The sequence below is a fragment of the Rhizorhabdus dicambivorans genome, from assembly GCF_002355275.1.
Classification (GTDB): domain Bacteria; phylum Pseudomonadota; class Alphaproteobacteria; order Sphingomonadales; family Sphingomonadaceae; genus Rhizorhabdus; species Rhizorhabdus dicambivorans.
Window position 1 is genome coordinate 4,346,401 of record NZ_CP023449.1, and the last position, 17,596, is coordinate 4,363,996.

At 65.8% G+C, this 17,596-nt stretch carries 14 protein-coding genes and 2 pseudogenes; 12 read left to right on the forward strand and 4 right to left on the reverse strand.

Annotated features, from left to right (window positions below; all coding sequences use genetic code 11):
* Positions 1-237: 237 nt before the first annotated feature.
* From CMV14_RS20415 to CMV14_RS20435, 6 genes are all read left to right on the forward strand, one after another.
* Positions 238-3,483 (forward strand): autotransporter outer membrane beta-barrel domain-containing protein, encoded by a 3,246-nt coding sequence (locus tag CMV14_RS20415; protein ID WP_066966985.1) that lies wholly within the window; start codon positions 238-240, stop codon positions 3,481-3,483.
* Positions 3,484-4,271: 788 nt separating this feature from the next.
* Positions 4,272-6,242, forward strand: a complete 1,971-nt coding sequence (locus CMV14_RS20420) for a ribonucleoside-diphosphate reductase subunit alpha (protein ID WP_066966989.1) — start codon at positions 4,272-4,274, stop codon at positions 6,240-6,242.
* A gap of 143 nt (positions 6,243-6,385) precedes the next feature.
* Positions 6,386-6,607 (forward strand): hypothetical protein, encoded by a 222-nt coding sequence (locus CMV14_RS20425; protein WP_066966992.1) that lies wholly within the window; start codon positions 6,386-6,388, stop codon positions 6,605-6,607.
* Positions 6,608-6,618: 11 nt separating this feature from the next.
* Positions 6,619-7,671, forward strand: a complete 1,053-nt coding sequence (locus CMV14_RS20430) for a ribonucleotide-diphosphate reductase subunit beta (RefSeq protein WP_066966996.1) — start codon at positions 6,619-6,621, stop codon at positions 7,669-7,671.
* Positions 7,672-7,689: 18 nt separating this feature from the next.
* A complete protein-coding gene (locus CMV14_RS26560) occupies positions 7,690-8,178 on the forward strand; it encodes a hypothetical protein (RefSeq protein ID WP_139114751.1) in 489 nt (162 codons plus the stop codon).
* A 149-nt stretch (positions 8,179-8,327) separates the two neighbouring features.
* A complete protein-coding gene (locus CMV14_RS20435) occupies positions 8,328-9,344 on the forward strand; it encodes an IS110 family RNA-guided transposase (RefSeq protein WP_096367871.1) in 1,017 nt (338 codons plus the stop codon).
* Positions 9,345-9,661: 317 nt separating this feature from the next.
* Here CMV14_RS20435 and CMV14_RS20440 read toward each other — a convergent pair whose 3' ends face one another.
* Entirely contained in the window at positions 9,662-10,081 is a 420-nt protein-coding gene (locus tag CMV14_RS20440; protein WP_066970230.1) for a hypothetical protein, read from the reverse strand.
* Positions 10,082-10,205: 124 nt separating this feature from the next.
* On the opposite strand from CMV14_RS20440, the gene CMV14_RS20445 reads away from it, so the two are divergent.
* Positions 10,206-10,583 carry a hypothetical protein gene (locus CMV14_RS20445; RefSeq protein ID WP_066970233.1) on the forward strand — a complete coding sequence of 126 codons (378 nt, stop codon included), beginning with the start codon at positions 10,206-10,208 and terminating at the stop codon, positions 10,581-10,583.
* Between the two features lie 49 nt (positions 10,584-10,632).
* Here the strand turns inward: CMV14_RS20445 and CMV14_RS20450 are convergent, their stop codons facing one another.
* Together CMV14_RS20450 and CMV14_RS20455 are read right to left on the reverse strand one after the other, a co-directional pair.
* Positions 10,633-11,346 carry a TonB family protein gene (locus CMV14_RS20450; protein ID WP_139114839.1) on the reverse strand — a complete coding sequence of 238 codons (714 nt, stop codon included), beginning with the start codon at positions 11,344-11,346 and terminating at the stop codon, positions 10,633-10,635.
* Positions 11,347-11,384: 38 nt separating this feature from the next.
* Positions 11,385-11,894, reverse strand: a complete 510-nt coding sequence (locus tag CMV14_RS20455; RefSeq protein ID WP_066970238.1) for a GNAT family N-acetyltransferase — start codon at positions 11,892-11,894, stop codon at positions 11,385-11,387.
* A 136-nt stretch (positions 11,895-12,030) separates the two neighbouring features.
* On the opposite strand from CMV14_RS20455, the pseudogene CMV14_RS27640 reads away from it, so the two are divergent.
* Positions 12,031-12,117 (forward strand): annotated as a pseudogene (locus tag CMV14_RS27640) (putative phage terminase small subunit); the annotation flags it as partial.
* 570 nt (positions 12,118-12,687) lie between these two features.
* Here CMV14_RS27640 and CMV14_RS20465 read toward each other — a convergent pair.
* Positions 12,688-13,704, reverse strand: coding sequence for a glycine zipper 2TM domain-containing protein (locus CMV14_RS20465; protein WP_066970243.1), 1,017 nt, complete (start codon positions 13,702-13,704; stop codon positions 12,688-12,690).
* Between the two features lie 185 nt (positions 13,705-13,889).
* Between CMV14_RS20465 and CMV14_RS20470 the strand changes: the two genes are divergently transcribed.
* The 4 genes and pseudogenes from CMV14_RS20470 to CMV14_RS20485 all read left to right on the forward strand — a co-directional run bounded on the left by CMV14_RS20470 (position 13,890) and on the right by CMV14_RS20485 (position 17,594).
* Positions 13,890-14,315, forward strand: a complete 426-nt coding sequence (locus CMV14_RS20470; RefSeq protein WP_066970246.1) for a glycine zipper 2TM domain-containing protein — start codon at positions 13,890-13,892, stop codon at positions 14,313-14,315.
* Between the two features lie 208 nt (positions 14,316-14,523).
* Positions 14,524-14,973 (forward strand): annotated as a pseudogene (locus CMV14_RS20475) (glycine zipper 2TM domain-containing protein); the annotation flags it as partial.
* A 168-nt stretch (positions 14,974-15,141) separates the two neighbouring features.
* On the forward strand, positions 15,142-16,419 hold the full coding sequence (locus tag CMV14_RS20480; protein WP_066970252.1) for an MFS transporter: 1,278 nt from the start codon (positions 15,142-15,144) through the stop codon (positions 16,417-16,419).
* Entirely contained in the window at positions 16,419-17,594 is a 1,176-nt protein-coding gene (locus CMV14_RS20485; protein ID WP_066970255.1) for a vWA domain-containing protein, read from the forward strand. Before CMV14_RS20480 ends, CMV14_RS20485 begins: the two co-directional genes overlap by 1 nt.
* Positions 17,595-17,596: the final 2 nt, after the last annotated feature.

The window sequence follows — 17,596 nt, forward strand, 5'->3', positions numbered from 1 at the left end:
TGGAGGATTGCCGATCCGCACCGTGCTCCCGCGCGCGCGCCGCACATCTTCCATATTTGACCTATATGGTTCTTAACTACCATCAATGTCAGCAAATAATTCATGATATTTCATTGATTTATGAAATTCATGAACCACAAAGGATCGATATAGCCAAGGCTCCCGAAGATCGTCCCCGTCTCCCAACCAGACAGAAGCCTGCCACGGGCTCCGCTACGGAAAGGGACATGTTCTTCGATGCGCAACCTGCTTGCCTCCACCTGCCTTGCCGCGCTCGCCATCGCTCCGGCCCATGCCGAAACCACCGTCGCCGACAAGCGCACCGCCGCGATCCGCACCTCCACCATCAAGGCCGGTGCCGCCGATGATATCCGCATAACCTCGGCCGGATCGGTCGAGCCGACCGTCGCCGGCGCGGCGGTGACGATCGACAGCAATCACAGGGTCGTGAACGAAGGCACGATCCTGATCGGCAACCAGGACAATTCGATCGGCATCCGCGCCGAGGCCGGCCGCACCGGCGGCATCACCAACGCCTCGGGCGGGAAGATCACCATAGACGAGACCTACACCCCCGCCGATGCCGACAAGGACGGCGATCTCGACGGCCCGCTCGCGGTCGGCAGCGGCCGCTTCGGCATCCGCACGATGGGCGATTTCATCGGCGACGTCACCAACAGCGGCACCATCACCATCGAAGGCCGGGATTCGGCCGGCATCCAGCTCGGCGGCACGCTCGACGGCAAGCTGATCCAGGACGGCACGATCAGCGTCACCGGCGACCGGTCGGTCGGCGTGCGGCTCGGCAACGTCACCGGCGGGGTCCAACCCCCGGTCGTCGGTCAATATTCGACCGCGGTGCGGATCGCCGGCACCGTCACCGCGACCGGCCAGGGCGCGGTCGGCGTCTCGGCCGAGGGCGACATCAACGGCGCGCTCGTCATCCAGGGCACCGTCACCGCGACCGGCTATCGCAGCACCACCGCCCCCGCCGACACCAGCAAGCTCGACGCCGACGATCTGCTCCAGGGCGGCCCCGCCGTCCGTATCGCCGGCAATGTCGCGGGCGGCGTCGTCTTCGCGGTCCCGCCCAAGGACAACAGCACCACCGACAATGACGAGGACAAGGACGGCATCGAGGATTCCAAGGAAGGCTCGGCCTCGGTCACCTCGGTCGGTGCCGCGCCGGCGGTGGAGATCGGCTCGGCCACCCGCGCCGTCACCCTCGGCGCGGTCTCGGGCAACGCCGACGGCCATGGGCTGATCAACGAGGGCAACATCACCGGCGCGGGCGCCTATCCGGGCGTCAACGGCAATGGCATGGTGATCGGCGGACTCGGCCAGGCGGTGACCGTCGCGGGCGGCATGACCAACAAGGGCAATATCACCGCGACCGGCGCCACCGCCACCGCGCTCCGGGTCGGCGCCGGCGCCACCGTGCCCCAGCTCAAGAATTCCGGCACGATCGCGGCGACCGGCGCCAACGCCACCAACACCCGCGCGGTCGCCATCCAGATCGACAGCGGCGCGAAACTCTTCGAGCTCTCCAACAGCGGCAGCATCAAGGCGGTCGGCACCGGCACCGTCGCCGCGGACGCCGCCTCCGCGACCGCCATCCTCGACCGCTCGGGCGAGCTGCGCCTGATCAGCAACAGCGGCACGATATCGGCCAGCGGCGTCGCCGGGGCCAGCACCGCGATCGATCTGGGCGCCAACACCAGCGGCGCGCGGATCGGCCAGACCCAGGTGGCGAGCGGGATCGCGGCGCCGTCGATCGTCGGCGACGTGCGCTTCGGCAGCGGCAACGACGTGTTCGACATCGCCGATGGCAGCATGGCGGGCGACACCAGCTTCGGCGCCGGCGCCAACCAGCTGCTGCTGTCCGGCGACGCCACCTATGCCGGGCGCAGCTTCTTCGGCGCCGGCAACGACATCGTCACCCTCGGCGGCACCTCGGCCTATACCGGCGACATCGATCTGGGCGGCGGCGCCGACCGGCTGACCCTCACCGGCTCGGCCCGCTTCCGGGGCAGCCTGCTCAACGCGCAGGGCACCGCGGTCGCCGTCACCGGCGGCACGCTCGACATCGGACGGACCACCGCCTCGATCGGCTCGCTCAGCGTCGGCGGCGGCGGCACGCTGGTCGTCAGCGTCGACACCGCGACGCGCACCAACACCCTCTACCAGGTCGCCGGCAACGCCAGCATCGACGGCGGTGCCAAGGTGGTGGTCAGGCTCAGCGGCGTCACCGGCGCGGAAGGCAGCTACACCTTCGTCCGCGCCGGATCGGTCACCCTGCCGACCACGATCGCGGCCAACCGCGCGGTGCTGCCCTTCATGTACAAGGGCACCGTCTCGGCGAAGTCCGCGACCGAGATCGCAGTCGACGTCACCCGCAAGACCACCACCGAGCTGGGCCTGAACCGCAGCCAGGCGCGCGCCTATGACGCGATCTACGCCGCGCTCGGCAAGGACGCCAAGGTCGCCGGCGTCTATCTGGAGGCCGCCGACGGCAACGCCTTCCGCCGCTCGGTGCGGCAGATGCTGCCCGATCATGCCGGCGGCGCGTTCGAATCGGTGACGATGGGCTCGCGCGCCACCGCCACCTTCCTGGCCGATCCCAACGCGCCTTTCGCCGACATGGGCAAATGGGGCTATTTCATCCAGCAGGTCGGCTGGGGCACCTCGAAGGGGCTGGGCGACACCGCCTCCTACGACGTCTCCGGCTGGGGCGTGTCGATGGGCGGCGAGATCAAGACCGACCTCGGCAGTTTCGGCCTCAGCCTTGCCTATCTCTACGGCAAGGATGCCGATGGCGGCACCGACAACAAGGTCGATGCCGACAATTACGAGATCGGCGGCTACTGGCGCGGCTATTGGGGCCCGCTGCAGGGCTGGACGCGCGTCTCCTGGGGCCATGTCCGCTTCAAGGGCAGCCGCGTCTTCTCGGGCGCGCTCGGCACCGAGACTGTCGATCGCCGCGCGAAGGGCCGCTGGAACGGCCGGCTGCTCTCGGCGGCGGGCGGCGCCTCCTATGACTGGAAGCTGGGCGGCTTCACCCTGCGCCCCAAGGCGGCGGTCGACTATTACCGCCTGAAGGAGAAGGGCTATGCCGAGGCCGGCGGCGGCGACGCCTTCAACCTGATCGTCGACGGCCGCTCGTCGGACGAGCTGGCGCTGACCGGCAGCGTCGCGGCGGGCTTCGACTTCGGCGGCGCGAACGAGGATTCGGGCTGGTTCCGCATCGAGGCCGAGGCGGGCCGGCGCGAGCTGGTCGGCGGGTCGCTCGGCTCCACCACCGCGCGTTTCGCGGGCGGCACCGCCTTCACCCTCGATCCCGAGCAGCGCACCAGCGGCTGGGTCGGCAAGCTGCGCGCGGTCGGCGGCGGCGCCGGCTTCCAGATCGGCGGCGAGGCGGGCGCCGAACAGCAGCAGGGCCGCGCCGCCCTCTCGCTGCGCGCCAGCCTGGTGGTCGGGCTCTAAGAGCGATTTCGAGGCAGATGGAGACATCTGCCGGCTCGGAAATCGCGGCAAATAATCATCTAGAGAACCGAATCCCTCCTTTGAGGAGGGCCGGGGGCGGGTGAACTCCCCACATCGCGGTTAAAGGCCCCCCAAACCGCCATCCGCCCCCGGGTCATCGGCCCCGTCTTCCCCACAGGGAGGCGGGGCCTTTCATTTTTGAGCTGGCCGGCGCGCACCCGGCGGGTCCCGCGCGCGCCACACCCCCCACATCTGGTATGCCGCCAAGCTCTGCGTCGGAGCCGGCAAGGCTCCGCAAGCGCGAATGCGGGCCGGAGCTTATGCGAGGATAGCCAAGGCAGGCGGAGGCCTGCCGCCCGGCGCCTGAGGGCAAAAAACAAAATTCAAAAATTCCATCCACAGATTCTTTTGTTGCGCCTTCGTTCTTCCCTGCGCGCAACCATTTGAACCGACTCACTATTCCATCGCGTCAAGGGGGGCCCGACTCATTTCGTCGTGCGACGAAACGAGTCCCCGAACCGTCATTTTGACTCTTGCGCTGGGACTCAGATGAGGCACTATAGGTTGTGTAAGACAACAGGGGCAGCGCTAGAGATGGTGGAGACGCACGGAAGCACCGCTTCCGGCGAGGAGCCTTCTTCTGCGCTGTGGAAACCGGGGATAAGGGCGGATCGGCACTGGAACGGGGCCGGAAAACCACTATCTTGGGGGGATCGCCTTGAGTCGAACGTTTGTGGAACATAGCCGGTGCCGCCGGCTTGTGCTATAGGGTAGCGGAGACGGGCGACATGGATCTATCCGGCAGCAGCGAAGTGAGCTCGAACGACGTGGCGACGACCATCGATTCCCCGGCCAAGGAGGCCAAGGCGGCCCAACCCGCGACAGCGGCCGGGAAGCCGCCCGTCGCCGAGCCCGCGGCTGAGGCGCCCCGGTCGAAGCTGGGCACCGGCAGCATGGAGATCCGCCCCCAGCTGTTCGACGTCACCGTCGATCACAGCCGCGACGCGCTGCTCACCGATTTCGGCAAGGAGACGCTGGACGACCGCTATCTCCTCCCCGGCGAAAGCTATCAGGACCTGTTCGTGCGCGTCGCCTCGGCCTATGCCGACGATCAGGGGCATGCCCAGCGCATCTACGACTATATCTCGAAGCTGTGGTTCATGCCCTCCACGCCGGTCCTGTCGAACGGCGGCACCGGCCGGGGCCTGCCGATCAGCTGCTATCTCAATTCGGTCGACGACAGCCTGGAGGGCATCGTCAACACCTGGAACGAGAATGTCTGGCTGGCGGCGCGCGGCGGCGGCATCGGCACCTATTGGGGCTCGGTGCGCGGCATTGGTGAGCCGGTCGGCCTCAACGGCAAGACCTCGGGCATCATCCCCTTCGTCCGCGTCATGGATTCGCTGACCCTGGCGATCAGCCAGGGCTCGCTGCGGCGCGGCTCGGCGGCGGTCTATCTCGATGTCTCGCACCCCGAGATCGAGGAGTTTCTGGAGATCCGCAAGCCGTCGGGCGATTTCAACCGCAAGGCGCTCAACCTCCACCATGGCGTGCTGCTGACCGATGCCTTCATGGAAGCGGTCCGCGACGGCAAGGAGTGGGAGCTGGTCAGCCCCAAGGACCAGTCGAAGCGCGGCTCGGTCGATGCCCGCGCGCTGTTCCAGAAGCTGGTCGAGACCCGGCTTGCCACCGGTGAGCCCTATATCGTGTTCAACGACACGGTGAACCGGATGATGCCGAAGCATCACCGCGACGTCGGCCTCAAGGTCTCCACCTCGAACCTCTGTTCGGAGATCACCCTGCCCACCGGGCGCGACCAGCACGGCATGGATCGCACCGCGGTCTGCTGCCTCTCCTCGCTCAACCTCGAGACGTGGGACGAGTGGAACGGCGACAAGCGCTTCATCGAGGATGTCATGCGCTTCCTCGACAATGTGCTGCAGGACTATATCGACCGCGCGCCGGACGAGATGGCCCGCGCTAAGTACAGCGCCAGCCGCGAACGCTCGGTCGGCCTCGGCGTGATGGGTTTCCACACCTTCCTCCAGGCGCGCGGCCTTCCCTTCGAAGGCGCGATGGCCAAGAGCTGGAACCTCAAGATCTTCAAGCATATCGCCGCCGCCGCGCAGGAGGCGTCGATGCTGCTGGCCAGCGAGCGGGGGCCCTGCCCCGACGCCGCCGACCAGGGCGTGATGGAGCGGTTCAGCTGCAAGATGGCGATCGCGCCCACCGCGTCGATCTCGATCATCTGCGGCGGCACCTCGGCCTGCATCGAGCCGATCCCGGCCAATATCTACACCCACAAGACGCTGTCGGGCAGCTTCTCGATCAAGAATCCCTATCTGGAGAAGCTCCTCCAGGAGAAGTCGAAGAACAGCGACGCGGTGTGGAACTCGATCCTCGAGAAGGGCGGATCGGTCCAGCATCTCGATTTCCTGACCCAGGAGGAGAAGGACGTCTACAAGACCAGCTTCGAGATCGACCAGCGCTGGCTGATCGAGCTTGCCGCCGATCGCACCCCCTATATCGATCAGGCCCAGTCGCTGAACCTGTTCATCCCGGCCGATGTCGACAAGTGGGACCTGCTGATGCTCCACTTCCGCGCGTGGGAACTGGGCATCAAATCGCTCTATTATCTCCGCTCCAAATCCGTCCAGCGCGCCGGCTTCGCGGGCGGCGTGGAGGCGGACAACACGCCCGACCTCAAGCAGATCGAGCTCGAGACCAAGGATTATGACGAATGTCTGGCGTGCCAGTAAGGCGCTCCGGCAACACCCCTCCCCCGTCACCCCAGCGCAGGCTGGGGTCCATGTCTCTCAACAGCCAGATGGCATCCGGGAAGGAAGCAGACATGGATTCCTGCCTCCGCAGGAAGGACGGAATGGGGGTCAGGCCCTGAATCATGGACCTCTCCGTCACCCTGATCATCGCGATCGCCTCGGCGCTGGTCGGCCTGCTCTGCCTGTACCTGTTCGCCGTCGCGCTGGTCCGCCTGCGCAAGGCCCGCAAGGGCAAGGCGCCGCTGGGGGACACCCCCGCCGATCTCAGGGTTTTCGCCCGCAATCAGGCGCTCAGCGCCGTCGTCATGTTCGGCCTCGCCGCCTTCATCCTCTTCTATAGCTGAAAGGCTTCACCATGCCGCTTCTTCAGGCCAGCCGCACCTACAAGCCCTTCGAATATCCCTGGGCCTTCGAATATTGGAAGCGCCAGCAGCAGCTCCACTGGCTGCCCGAAGAGGTGCCGCTGGGCGAGGATTGCCGCGATTGGGCGCAGAAGCTGACCGATCATGAGCGCAACCTGCTGACGCAGATCTTCCGCTTCTTCACCCAGGCCGATGTCGAGGTGCAGGATTGCTACCACGACAAATATGGCCGCGTGTTCAAGCCGACCGAGATCAAGATGATGCTGACCGCCTTCTCCAATATGGAGACGGTCCACATCGCCGCCTACAGCCATCTGCTCGACACGATCGGCATGCCCGAGACCGAGTACAGCGCCTTCATGCAGTATAAGGAGATGAAGGATAAGCACGACTATCTCGCCACCTTCGGCGTGGATAGCGATGAGGATATCGCCCGCACCCTGGCGATGTTCGGCGGCTTTACCGAGGGGCTCCAGCTCTTCGCCTCCTTCGCGATGCTGATGAACTTCCCGCGCTTCAACAAGATGAAGGGCATGGGCCAGATCGTCACCTGGTCGGTGCGCGACGAGACCTTGCACTGCGAGGGCATCATCCGCCTGTTCCACGCCTTCGTGAAGGAGCGGGACTGCCTGACCAACGCGGTCAAGGAGGACATCCTCGACATGTGCCAGAAGACGGTGCGGATCGAGGACGCCTTCATCGATCTGGTGTTTGAGATGGGCCCGGTCAACGGCATGACGCCGAAGGACATCAAGAAGTACGTCCGCTACATCGCCGACTGGCGCCTCGGCCAGCTCGGCCTCAAGCCGATCTTCATGATCGAGGAGCACCCGCTCCCCTGGCTCGCCCCGCTGCTCAACGGCGTCGAACACGCCAACTTCTTCGAGACCCGCGCGACCGAATATTCGAAGGGCGCGACCAAGGGCCAGTGGAGCGACGTCTGGACCGCCTTCGACAACCGCATGAGCGCCAAGAAGGCGGCGGCGGCGAACGAGGATGGCGCGGAAGCGAACCTGTTCGGTGCTGCGGGGGTGGCGGCGGAGTAAACTCCGCCTAAACCCGAGATGATAAATCAAAACGAATTGGTCGGTCCGCAAATCTTTGCTCAGTTCGCGGATCGGTACGATGATCGCATTAAGAAGGCTGTAGGTATATTATTTCTGACCTCCGGTGCGGTTGAAACTTCGCTGTCAGTTTTATTAGCTCGGCTGGCATCTCATCCCGGCGAGATCAATTCACGATTAGCTTTCGCCTTTTCAGGAATGGATGTGCGGGTGAAGCTGAGCAAGTTATGTGATTTATGCGTTGGCACCAATGTAGACCGCAGCCAAATCACCCATGTAACCCAAAGCATTTCTAAGCTCTTTGAGCGCAGGAATGCGATTGCACATAATCTTTGCGACCCATCTGGAGAAAATATCCGAATTCTAAATTTAAAGATTGTTCGAAACGGATTAAAAGCGGACCAGATATTTACTGCAGATCGCATCGAAAAAATAGCAGCCCTAATGCTTGTACGATCACGGCAACTTGATGCTCTAATTCCAAAATAAAAACTTAATTGCGGTGACAGTTTTTAGTTACGGTGATGGTGTGGACGGCGCTCTGAGGGAGGTTTGAGTCGCATAGCGACATTCTCCACGGTGTGACTGTCGAAGGTCCACCAAGGAGCACCATCCACATGAGCAAGCTATCAAGCGATTTGTCGACTGTCACGGTTGTAGGCCTTGATCTGGCCAAGCATGTTTTCCAGGTTCACTGCATCGATACCGAGGGCCGGGTGGTGCTGAACCGCTCGCTCAGGCGGCGCGAGGTGGCGGACTTCTTCCGGCGCCTGCCGCCGTGCCGGGTGGGCATGGAGGCTTGCGGCTCGGCCCATCATTGGGGTCGCACGCTGATTTCGCTGGGGCACGACGTGAAGCTGATGCCCCCCCCTTATGTGAAGCCCTATGTCCGGCGCCAGAAGAACGATGCCGCCGATGCCGAAGCGATCTGCGAGGCGGTGACGCGGCCGTCGATGCGCTTCGTGACCGTCCGCTCGATCGAGAACCAGGCAGTGCTGATGCGCCACAAGGTGCGCGAGTTGATCGTCGCCCAACGGACCCAATTGCTCAATGCCCTGCGCGGCCATCTCGCCGAGGCCGGCGTCATTGCCGCGCAGGGGGCATGCAACGCCCGCGCCCTCGCGGCGCTCGTCGCGGCCGGCGACGACGAGGTGCCGACCTGTGTGGTTCAGGCGCTGCTGCCGCTGGTAGAGCAGCTCCGCCATCTTGATGCCGCCATCGCCGAAGCTGACAAGGCGATCCTCGAAGCCGCGCGTGGCAGCGCGGATGCACGGTTGCTGATGTCCATTCCCGGCATCGGCTCGCTTACCGCGAATGCGTTCGTCGCCACGCTGGGCCCCGATGGCGTGGGCCAGTTCTCGGGTCCCCGCGAGTTCGCCGCCTTCCTGGGCCTCGTCCCGCGCCAGCGATCCTCGGGGGGCAAGGAGCGGCTTGGCCGGATCACCAAGATGGGTAATGTCTATCTCAGGAAGCTGCTCGTCGTCGGCGCTCATGCCGTGCTCCACCATCATGCCCGGCACGAAGATCCGCTGCGGCTGTGGGCGAGGAAACTGCTCGCCACCAAGCCCTTCAAGCTCGTCGCGGTCGCCATCGCCAACAAGCTGGCGCGGATCGCCTTCGCCTTGCTCTCCCGGCAGGCGCGCTACGCCGCCTGACCTCCCCGGCTCGCTCAAGGGTGCCCATGCGGTGATGTGACAGGCGGACAACAAGGCGGCACAGCCCGGTAAACTGGCAGCGCTTCGAGCGCGATACGGTGATAGCGGCACGCCACCTTCAGCGGACAATCATCAGGGCCAGCGGCAACCACCGCACTCAACAGGCCGAAGACATGACCGCACCCGTTCAACGCATCCCTTCAAAACCCTTGACGAGGAGCGCCGTCCAGACATGACAGCTTACTAATTCACCTAACTACAGACACGAACCTCCCAATACTGGAACTAGATGGCGCCACCATAATACGAACACCGAACTATCGCTGTTCCGGTTCGAGATACCAGATGAAGCACATCCGATCGCGAACATTGCCCCCATCGGCTTCGTAAGCCGCGAACGGAGCCGCGAACGCTTTGCGCCCCTCGTCGACGAAGTCGCAACGGCGGCCCAGCTCCGCCATCTTCAGTCTCGCCACAGAGGCAGCGCGTGCGACGCGCTCCGCCCAGGTCAGGCCCTCAGGCTCATCGGCCAGCGCGTCGACCTCTATCCAATGGCATTCGCATGTTCCCTCGGGCAGCAGGAATTGCAGTTGCCCGCCAATGTTGAGAAGCGATGCTGTTTCCGCCTCATCGATCACCAGCGCCATCATATCGGGTCGCCAGCCCCACTCGGTACCGCTGCGGCAGGCAGCAGACCTCAGCGCGGCCGACAGCAGCATCTCCGGGGCATCTTCCATGCAACCGGCTATACAGCTTCCATGATCGACCTTCATCTGATTCAGCAGTGTCCTGCGACGACAGGATTGGACTGATACGGAAGGCCGTTATTGCCTATAGCGAGAGCCGAGATAAGATCCCTGCATGGAAACGCGCCCTCTCCAGAGCGTCGGCCTTGGCGGCGACGGCGATGAGATCGAAGCGATCCACGGCGTCGAGGAAACTTTCGGGGTGAAGCTGGACCGCTCGGAAGCGAGCAGTTGGCGCACGGCGGGAGACGTCTTCGCCGCGCTCCAGAACACCCTTCCGCCTGCCGAGCAGCAAAATCCCGCTCTATGGATGCGCTTCGCCGTTGCGATCTGCGGGATCACCGGGGCCGACCCTCGGCGGATCGAACCTGCGAGCCCGCTCCTTTCGGAGGACAGCGCATGGCAAAAGCTTCGCAGCATCCCGTCCGCTGCATGGATAGCGTCACTTGCGGCGCTGATGATCCTGGTCGCAGCCGCCCTGATCCGGGGCTGACGTTCGCCACGCCATCCCTCGATGCGCCCTCCCCGTCATTCCCGCGCGTTCATTCGGCTGCCTGCACGAAACTCACTCGGGCAGTCTGGACCGACGGAACCGGCCGGCCGCCCTCGTCCAGCGCGGGCGTCGGCCGGTATGATTTCGCCAGTTCCCCGCAGGCCACGGCACCAAACAGCGCCATGGCGCGCGGCGCATCCGCCGTTTGCCCGGCCGTATCCGTCAGATAAGGCGTGCAGTCCGCCATCGCCCCGTTGCCATCAACGGTGAAGGCAACATCCACGTCCGCAGGCTGGGCCCGTCCCTTCGGCATCTTCTCCACCGTGACGAGCAGGTCCGTCCGCGAAGGCTTGGGCGTCCTGGGGGGTGCTTCTCCCGGTATCCAGAAGCTGCGGGAGCTGCGATAGACGGCATAGGCCGGAGCTCCGTTGCCATCCAGAATCGGTTTGAATCGTGCCCTTTTCATCATACCGCGACAGGACTGTTGATCGATATCCTCCCACCCGCTGGATGCGGTGACATCGCATCGGATGGGCCTGCCCGAGGGCGATATGGTGAGGCGGAACGCGGTATGGCCCGACCGATTTTCACGCAGCGCGTCGCTCGGATAATCGTTCGGCCCGATCCACTCGTCGGGGCGTATCGGTTGGGGCGCCGCCAGGGCCAGCGCCAGCAAGGCTGAAATCATGTTCCCCGCCTCCCGATAGTCGAAGAATGGAGTAACTGTCCGGATAGCTATGATCGGAATGGCCAGCGTCTGCAATCGACCGCTACCGGCGGCCGCCCCCCAACCATCGCCCCTCACCTTCCCGAAGCCGTCGCCTCGAACCCCTCATGATAGGACACCTCCCCCGCCGCCGGCGTCCCGGCCAGCATCAGCGACTGGAAATAGTCGGGCGGCACATCCCCATAGCGCAGCGCATGGCGGCTGCTGAAGCCGAAGCGCCGATAATAGGCCGGATCGCCCAGCACCACGCAGCCGCCCGCGCCCCGCTGCCGGAGCCGGTCCAGGCCCCGCCCGATCAGCGCACTGCCGATGCCGCCGCGCTGACATCCCGGCAGCACCGACACCGGCCCGAGCCCGAACCAGCCGCCTTCGGCCCCGTCGATCCGCACCGGGGAAAAGGCGGCATGCCCGACGATCCCCTGATCCGTTTCCGCCACCAGCGACAGCGTCAGCGCGCCCGCGTCGCGCAACGCATCGACGATCGCCGCCTCGGTCTGGCTGCTATGCTCGATGCCCCGGAACGCTACCTCGGTCAGCCGCGCTATGGCCGGGTGATCCAGCGGGGTTTCCGGACGAATGATCATGGTCGTGAGTCTGACGCGCCGTGTCGGAAACGGCAACAGCGCAACGGGTGGATGAAAATGTTCGCCTTTTGTTCTTGATTTTAACGTGGTTTTCCGTTAGACAAGCCGGCCCCCGCAACGAAACCGAGCGCCGCTTATGCAGCCCGATATCCTCGCCAATGCCCCCCGCTGCGGCGCGCGCACCCGCTCGGGCGCGCCGTGCCGCTCGCCCGCCGTCCACGGCCATCGCCGCTGCCGGATGCATGGCGGCCGAGGCAGCGGCGCGCCACGCGGCAATCGCAACGCATGGAAGCACGGCGTCCGATCGGCCTGGTTCCGGGAAACGGCGCACTATGTGCGCGAGAGCGCCCGCCTGGTCCGCATCTGCAACCTGGTCCTGCGGGCTCAGAGGCTGGCGGCGCGGCTCGAACCCGAGGCCGCGCGGCGCCTCATCACGGCCGCGAACGCCCTGCTGCCGGAGATCGGCCCGGCAGAGAAAATAAAAAAACGGGTGGACAACCCCATGCACCCGGAAAACGGCACGGTTCGGGCGCGCACCGAAGCGGAGGAAAGCCGTTCTTCCCCAGCCTTTCGATCCGGCGCAGCCACCCCTTCTTTCGTCATTCCGGACCTGATCCGGAATCCCGCTGCCCGCTCCCCCGCAAGCAGAAGGGACGACGACCCAACTACCTGGAAAAAGGCCGCCCGACAGCCTTTCGCTCCCATGCGATCCAGCGCCCCATCCACATCGAAGGACACGAAAAAGGGGCGGAGCCGCGAAGCTCCGCCCCCTCCTCCAGCCCGTGACGGGCAATCAGCCGGGGTAGCGGTCCCCATCTTCCCGGTCGGCGCGCAGCTGCTGCGTCAGCCGGTCGAGCCGCTGCTGGATCACCGACTCCTCATTGGCGGTAAAGCGGCCGCCCGAGGCGCGCATGCGGCTCTCGTCGCGGCGGATCGAGGCGAGCTCGTTCCGCGCCCGGCGGGCTTCGGAGCTGCTGATCAGGCCGCGTTCGCGCTGGCGGTCGATCCGCTCGGCGATCCGCGCCTGGCGGGTGTCGACGTCGAGATTGCGGCCATAGGCGACATTCTGCGGCCGATCGACCGCGCCGGTGGTCACCCAGCGGCCGCGCGCGTCATAATAGCCGACCACCTCGCCGCGCACCCAGCGGCCATTGGCGTCATAATAGCCGGCGACGCGGCGCGCCTCCCAATAGCCGGTCGGGGTGCCGCCGCTGGCGCTGCCCGGAATCCAGCGGCCATTGGCGTCGTAGCTGCCATAGACCGGGCCCGCGACCCACCGGCCGCGCGTGTCGTAATAGCCCGGCGCGCTGGCCTGCACCCACTGCCCGTCGGCGGCGTAATAGCCGGTCACGCCGATCGGCACCCAGCGGCCGTCGCGGTCGCGATAGCCCGAATATTGGGATTCGCCGTTGAACGAGACCCAGTTGTTGTTGCGGTCATAATAGCCGTTGGGCGGCCCTTCGACCCAGTTGTTGTTGCGGTCGTAATAGCCGCGCGCGCTGCTGGCATCGATCCGGTTGGCGTGCCAGCGGCCGCTTTCGTCATAATAGCCATAGGCGACGTCGCAACGCGGGCGGTCATCCTTGGCCAGCTGGTTGCCGGCGATGCCGCCGGCGATGGCGCCGCCGATCGTGCCGACCTCCTTGTGCCGGCCGCCGTCGATCACGCGGCCCAGGATGGCGCCGATGCCGGCGCCCGCGATGGTGGCGACGGTGCGGCCGGTATTGTCCTGCTTGCAGACGGTGGCGGCCTGGGCGGTGGTGCCCATGGCGAGCGCCGCGACGCCCGCCGCGATCATGTACTTGCGCATCTTACTCTCCTGAACGTTCCTGCCGTTCCCCGCCGCCTCGACGCTCGGCAGAGGCGATGGTTCCCGGCGAAACGATCGATGCGATCGGCCCGGCGCGGGGACGCCCTGTTCCGGCCCGCATTTCGGGCCTTGCAACTTGACGCGGCCTCATCCCGTTACGATGAAGGAACAAAGGAGAGCCGCTCATGCGTCACCCGGTCCTGCTTCCCCTGCTCGCGGGCGCCCTGCTCGCCGCCGCCGCGCCCGCTTTCGCCGTCAACCTGCCGTCCGCCGGCACCGACAAGCCCCGCGCCGCCGCCCTGCCCGACGACTGGCTGGAGGATGTCGAGACCCCGGCCGAAGTCGCCAAGGAGGACATGCGCGAGGGCGATGCCCGCCGCTGGGAGGAGAGCCAGGCCAGCGCCGCCGGTTCGGCCCAGGCGCCCGTCCCCGGCGTCGACTGTCCCAAGCCGAGCGGCACGACCGGCGCGATCCTGGGCGCGGTGGCCGGCGGCATATTGGGCAACATCATCGACGGCGGCCGCCACCGCGCGATCGGCACCCTGGCCGGCGCCGGCGGCGGCGCCCTGCTCGGCCGCTCGATCGAGCAGAAATCGGGGAAGTGCCAATAGCCTTCTTTCCGTCATCCCGGACCTGATCCGGGATCCAGCTTCTTTGTCGCCCTTATCAAGAAAAGCGGGATCCCGGATCAGGTCCGGGATGACGAACAGGGACGCCGCCTGTCCCCCGCATGAACGTGACGTAGTTTACGGTTCACGCAACCTTCGCCACGGCCCACCGTTCTGCCCCCGTCCCATTTTTCCCGGACGGAGACTGACTATGCGTAAGTTCATCCTCGCCATGGCCCTGGCCGCCACCGTCGCCCCGGTCACCGCGACCTATGCCGATCCGCCGCCCTGGGCCCCCGCCCATGGCCGCCGCGATCGCGATGCCGCGCGCGACTGGCGCGAATATCGCCGCTACGATTATAACCGTCCCGACACGCGCTATGGCCGCCAATATGACGCGTCGCGCTATTATCGCGACGGGCGCTATTACCGGGAGCGCCGCCTGAGCCGGAACGACCGCATCTATCGCGGCAATGACGGCCGCTATTATTGCCGCCGGTCGGACGGCACCACCGGCCTGATCATCGGCGCGGTCGCCGGCGGCGTTCTCGGCAACGCGCTCGACAATGGCCGCTCGTCGACCCTCGGCACCATCCTCGGCGCCGTTGCCGGCGGCGCCCTCGGCCGCTCGGTCGAGCGCGGCGAGGTTCGCTGCCGCTGACGCCCCTCCCTTTCAAGGGAGGGGCCGGGTGGGTGAGGTGGCTCGCAAGCCGCCGCCCCTCCCGGGACACCCCATCACCCCCCCTGCCCCCTCTCTTGAAAGGGAGGGGGAAAGGCTTGACCCCGCCCCCTGCCCGCGCCAATCCGCAGGCAAGCGAGAGGGGATTTCATGGCCGACACCATCCAGCCACCGTCGACGCGGCGCATATTGCTCGCCAGCCTCACCGGCACGTCGGTCGAGTTCTACGATTTCTACATCTTCGCGACCGCCGCGAGCCTGGTGTTCGGCCCGCTCTTCTTCGGCGGCTTCGCGCCCTCCGCGCAGCTGATCTGGGCCTATACGCTGCTCGGCCTCGCCTTCCTCTCGCGCCCGCTCGGCGCCTGGGCCTTCGGCCATTTCGGGGACCGGATCGGCCGCAAGTCCACCCTTGTCGCGTCGCTGATGGTGATGGGCCTGTCGACCCTGCTGATCGCCTTCCTCCCCTCCTATGAGACGGCGGGCTGGGTTGGCGCCTTCCTGCTCGCGGTGCTGCGCTTCGGGCAGGGCTTCGGCCTCGGCGGCGAATGGGGCGGCGCGGCGCTGCTCGCGGTCGAGAACGCCCCGCCGAACATGAAGGGCCGCTACGGCATGTTCCCCCAGCTGGGCGCGCCGGTCGGCTTCATCGCGGCGAATGGCCTGTTCCTGATCCTCGGCATGGCCATGACCCAGCAGCAGTTCATGGACTGGGGCTGGCGGCTGCCTTTCCTCGGCTCGGCGGTGCTGGTCGGGGTCGGCCTGTGGGTGCGGCTCAAGCTCACCGAGACGGCGGCCTTCCGCGAGGCGATGGCCCATGCCGAGCCCGCCAAGGTGCCGATCGCCGAGCTGTTCCGCGCGCATCTCGTCCCCACCGTCGCGGGCACCTTCGCCGCGGTCGCCTGCTTCGCGACCTATTATCTCGCGACCGCCTTCGCGCTCGGCTACGGCACCAAGACGCTGGGCGTGCCCAAGGAGACCTTCCTCGGTATCCAGCTCGTCACCATATTGTTCATGGCCGGCGGCATTCTGCTGGCGGGCTGGTGGTCCGACATCCGCAGCCCCCGCTATGTGTTGATCGCGGGCTGCATCGGCACCATCGTCACCGGCGTGCTGATGGGCCCGATGTTCCTCACCGGCCAGCTCAGCCTGATCGCGGTGTGGCTGGCGCTGGCGCTGTTCATGATGGGCTTCGTCTACGGCCCGCTCGGCGCCTTCCTGCCCTCGCTCTTCCCGCCGCGCGTGCGCTACACCGGCGCGTCGATGACCTTCAACATCGCCGGCATCCTCGGCGCGGCGCCGGTGCCGGCCGTTGCGCAATATCTCTCCGATCATGGCGGCCTCGGCTATGTCGGCTATTATCTCAGCGGTTCCGCGATCCTCAGCCTCGCCGCGCTCTGGTGGACCCGCCACCATGACGCTAAGGTGGCCTGATGTTCCTCGGCTTCCTCGACGAGCTGCGCGCGGGCGGCATCAATGCCAGCCTGAAGGAGCATCTGACGCTGCTCGAAGCGCTCGACCGCGACGTGATTGGCTGGTCGACGGAGGAGTTCTACTATCTCGCCCGCGCCACCTATGTGAAGGACGAGGGGCATCTCGACCGCTTCGACCGGGTGTTCTCCAAGGTGTTCAGGGGCGTCCTCGCGCCAGCGCCGGAGGGGCATGAGATTCCCGAGGACTGGCTGAAGGCGATCGCCGAGAAGTACCTCAGCCCTGAGGAGATGGAGGAGATCAAGTCGCTGGGCGACTGGGACGAGATCATAGAGACGCTGAAGAAGCGTCTGGAGGAACAGAAGGGCCGGCACCAGGGCGGCAACAAGTGGATCGGCACCGGCGGCACCAGCCCCTATGGCAATTCGGGCTACAACCCCGAAGGCGTGCGGATCGGCGGCGAGAGCCGGAACAAGCGCGCGATCAAGGTGTGGGAGAAGCGCGAGTTCCGCAACCTCGACAATGACGTCGAGCTGGGCACCCGCAACATCAAGGTGGCGCTGCGCCGCCTCCGCCGCTTCGCCCGCGAGGGTGCCGCCGACGAACTGGACCTCGACGGCACGATCGACGGCACCGCCCGGCGCGGCTTCCTCGACATCCATATGCGGCCCGAGCGGCGCAATGCGGTCAAGCTGCTGCTGTTCCTCGACATCGGCGGATCGATGGACCCGCACATCAAGCTATGCGAGGAGCTGTTCTCGGCCGCGACCGCCGAGTTCAAGCATCTGGAGTTCTTCTACTTCCACAACTGCGTCTATGAAGGCGTATGGAAGGACAATAAGCGCCGCTTCCAGGAACGCACCCCGACCTGGGACGTGCTCCACAAATATGGCCATGACTATAAGCTCGTGCTGGTCGGCGACGCGGCAATGAGCCCCTATGAAATCGTCCAGCCCGGCGGCTCGGTCGAGCATTTCAACGAGGAGGCCGGCGACGTCTGGCTCAAGCGGCTGACCAATGTCTATTCCTCGGCGGTGTGGCTAAACCCGACCGCCGAACCCTATTGGATGCACAGCCAGTCGACCCGCATGATCCGCGAGATCATGGACAACCGCATGTTCCCCCTGACGCTGTCCGGCCTTGAGGACGCGATGCGAAGCCTGGCCAGGAAGAAGTAGGC

Excerpts from the sequence above, each read along its gene's own strand:
- CMV14_RS20415 (WP_066966985.1), top strand. The coding sequence starts at position 238 with ATGCGCAACCTGCTTGCCTCCACCTGCCTTGCCGCGCTCGCCATCGCT.
- CMV14_RS20440 (WP_066970230.1), bottom strand. The coding sequence starts at position 10,081 with ATGGAAGATGCCCCGGAGATGCTGCTGTCGGCCGCGCTGAGGTCTGCT.
- CMV14_RS20445 (WP_066970233.1), top strand. The coding sequence starts at position 10,206 with ATGGAAACGCGCCCTCTCCAGAGCGTCGGCCTTGGCGGCGACGGCGAT.
- CMV14_RS20420 (WP_066966989.1), top strand. The coding sequence starts at position 4,272 with ATGGATCTATCCGGCAGCAGCGAAGTGAGCTCGAACGACGTGGCGACG.
- CMV14_RS20425 (WP_066966992.1), top strand. The coding sequence starts at position 6,386 with ATGGACCTCTCCGTCACCCTGATCATCGCGATCGCCTCGGCGCTGGTC.
- CMV14_RS20465 (WP_066970243.1), bottom strand. The coding sequence starts at position 13,704 with ATGCGCAAGTACATGATCGCGGCGGGCGTCGCGGCGCTCGCCATGGGC.
- CMV14_RS20455 (WP_066970238.1), bottom strand. The coding sequence starts at position 11,894 with ATGATCATTCGTCCGGAAACCCCGCTGGATCACCCGGCCATAGCGCGG.
- CMV14_RS20485 (WP_066970255.1), top strand. The coding sequence starts at position 16,419 with ATGTTCCTCGGCTTCCTCGACGAGCTGCGCGCGGGCGGCATCAATGCC.
- CMV14_RS20480 (WP_066970252.1), top strand. The coding sequence starts at position 15,142 with ATGGCCGACACCATCCAGCCACCGTCGACGCGGCGCATATTGCTCGCC.
- CMV14_RS20470 (WP_066970246.1), top strand. The coding sequence starts at position 13,890 with ATGCGTCACCCGGTCCTGCTTCCCCTGCTCGCGGGCGCCCTGCTCGCC.
- CMV14_RS26560 (WP_139114751.1), top strand. The coding sequence starts at position 7,690 with ATGATAAATCAAAACGAATTGGTCGGTCCGCAAATCTTTGCTCAGTTC.
- CMV14_RS20430 (WP_066966996.1), top strand. The coding sequence starts at position 6,619 with ATGCCGCTTCTTCAGGCCAGCCGCACCTACAAGCCCTTCGAATATCCC.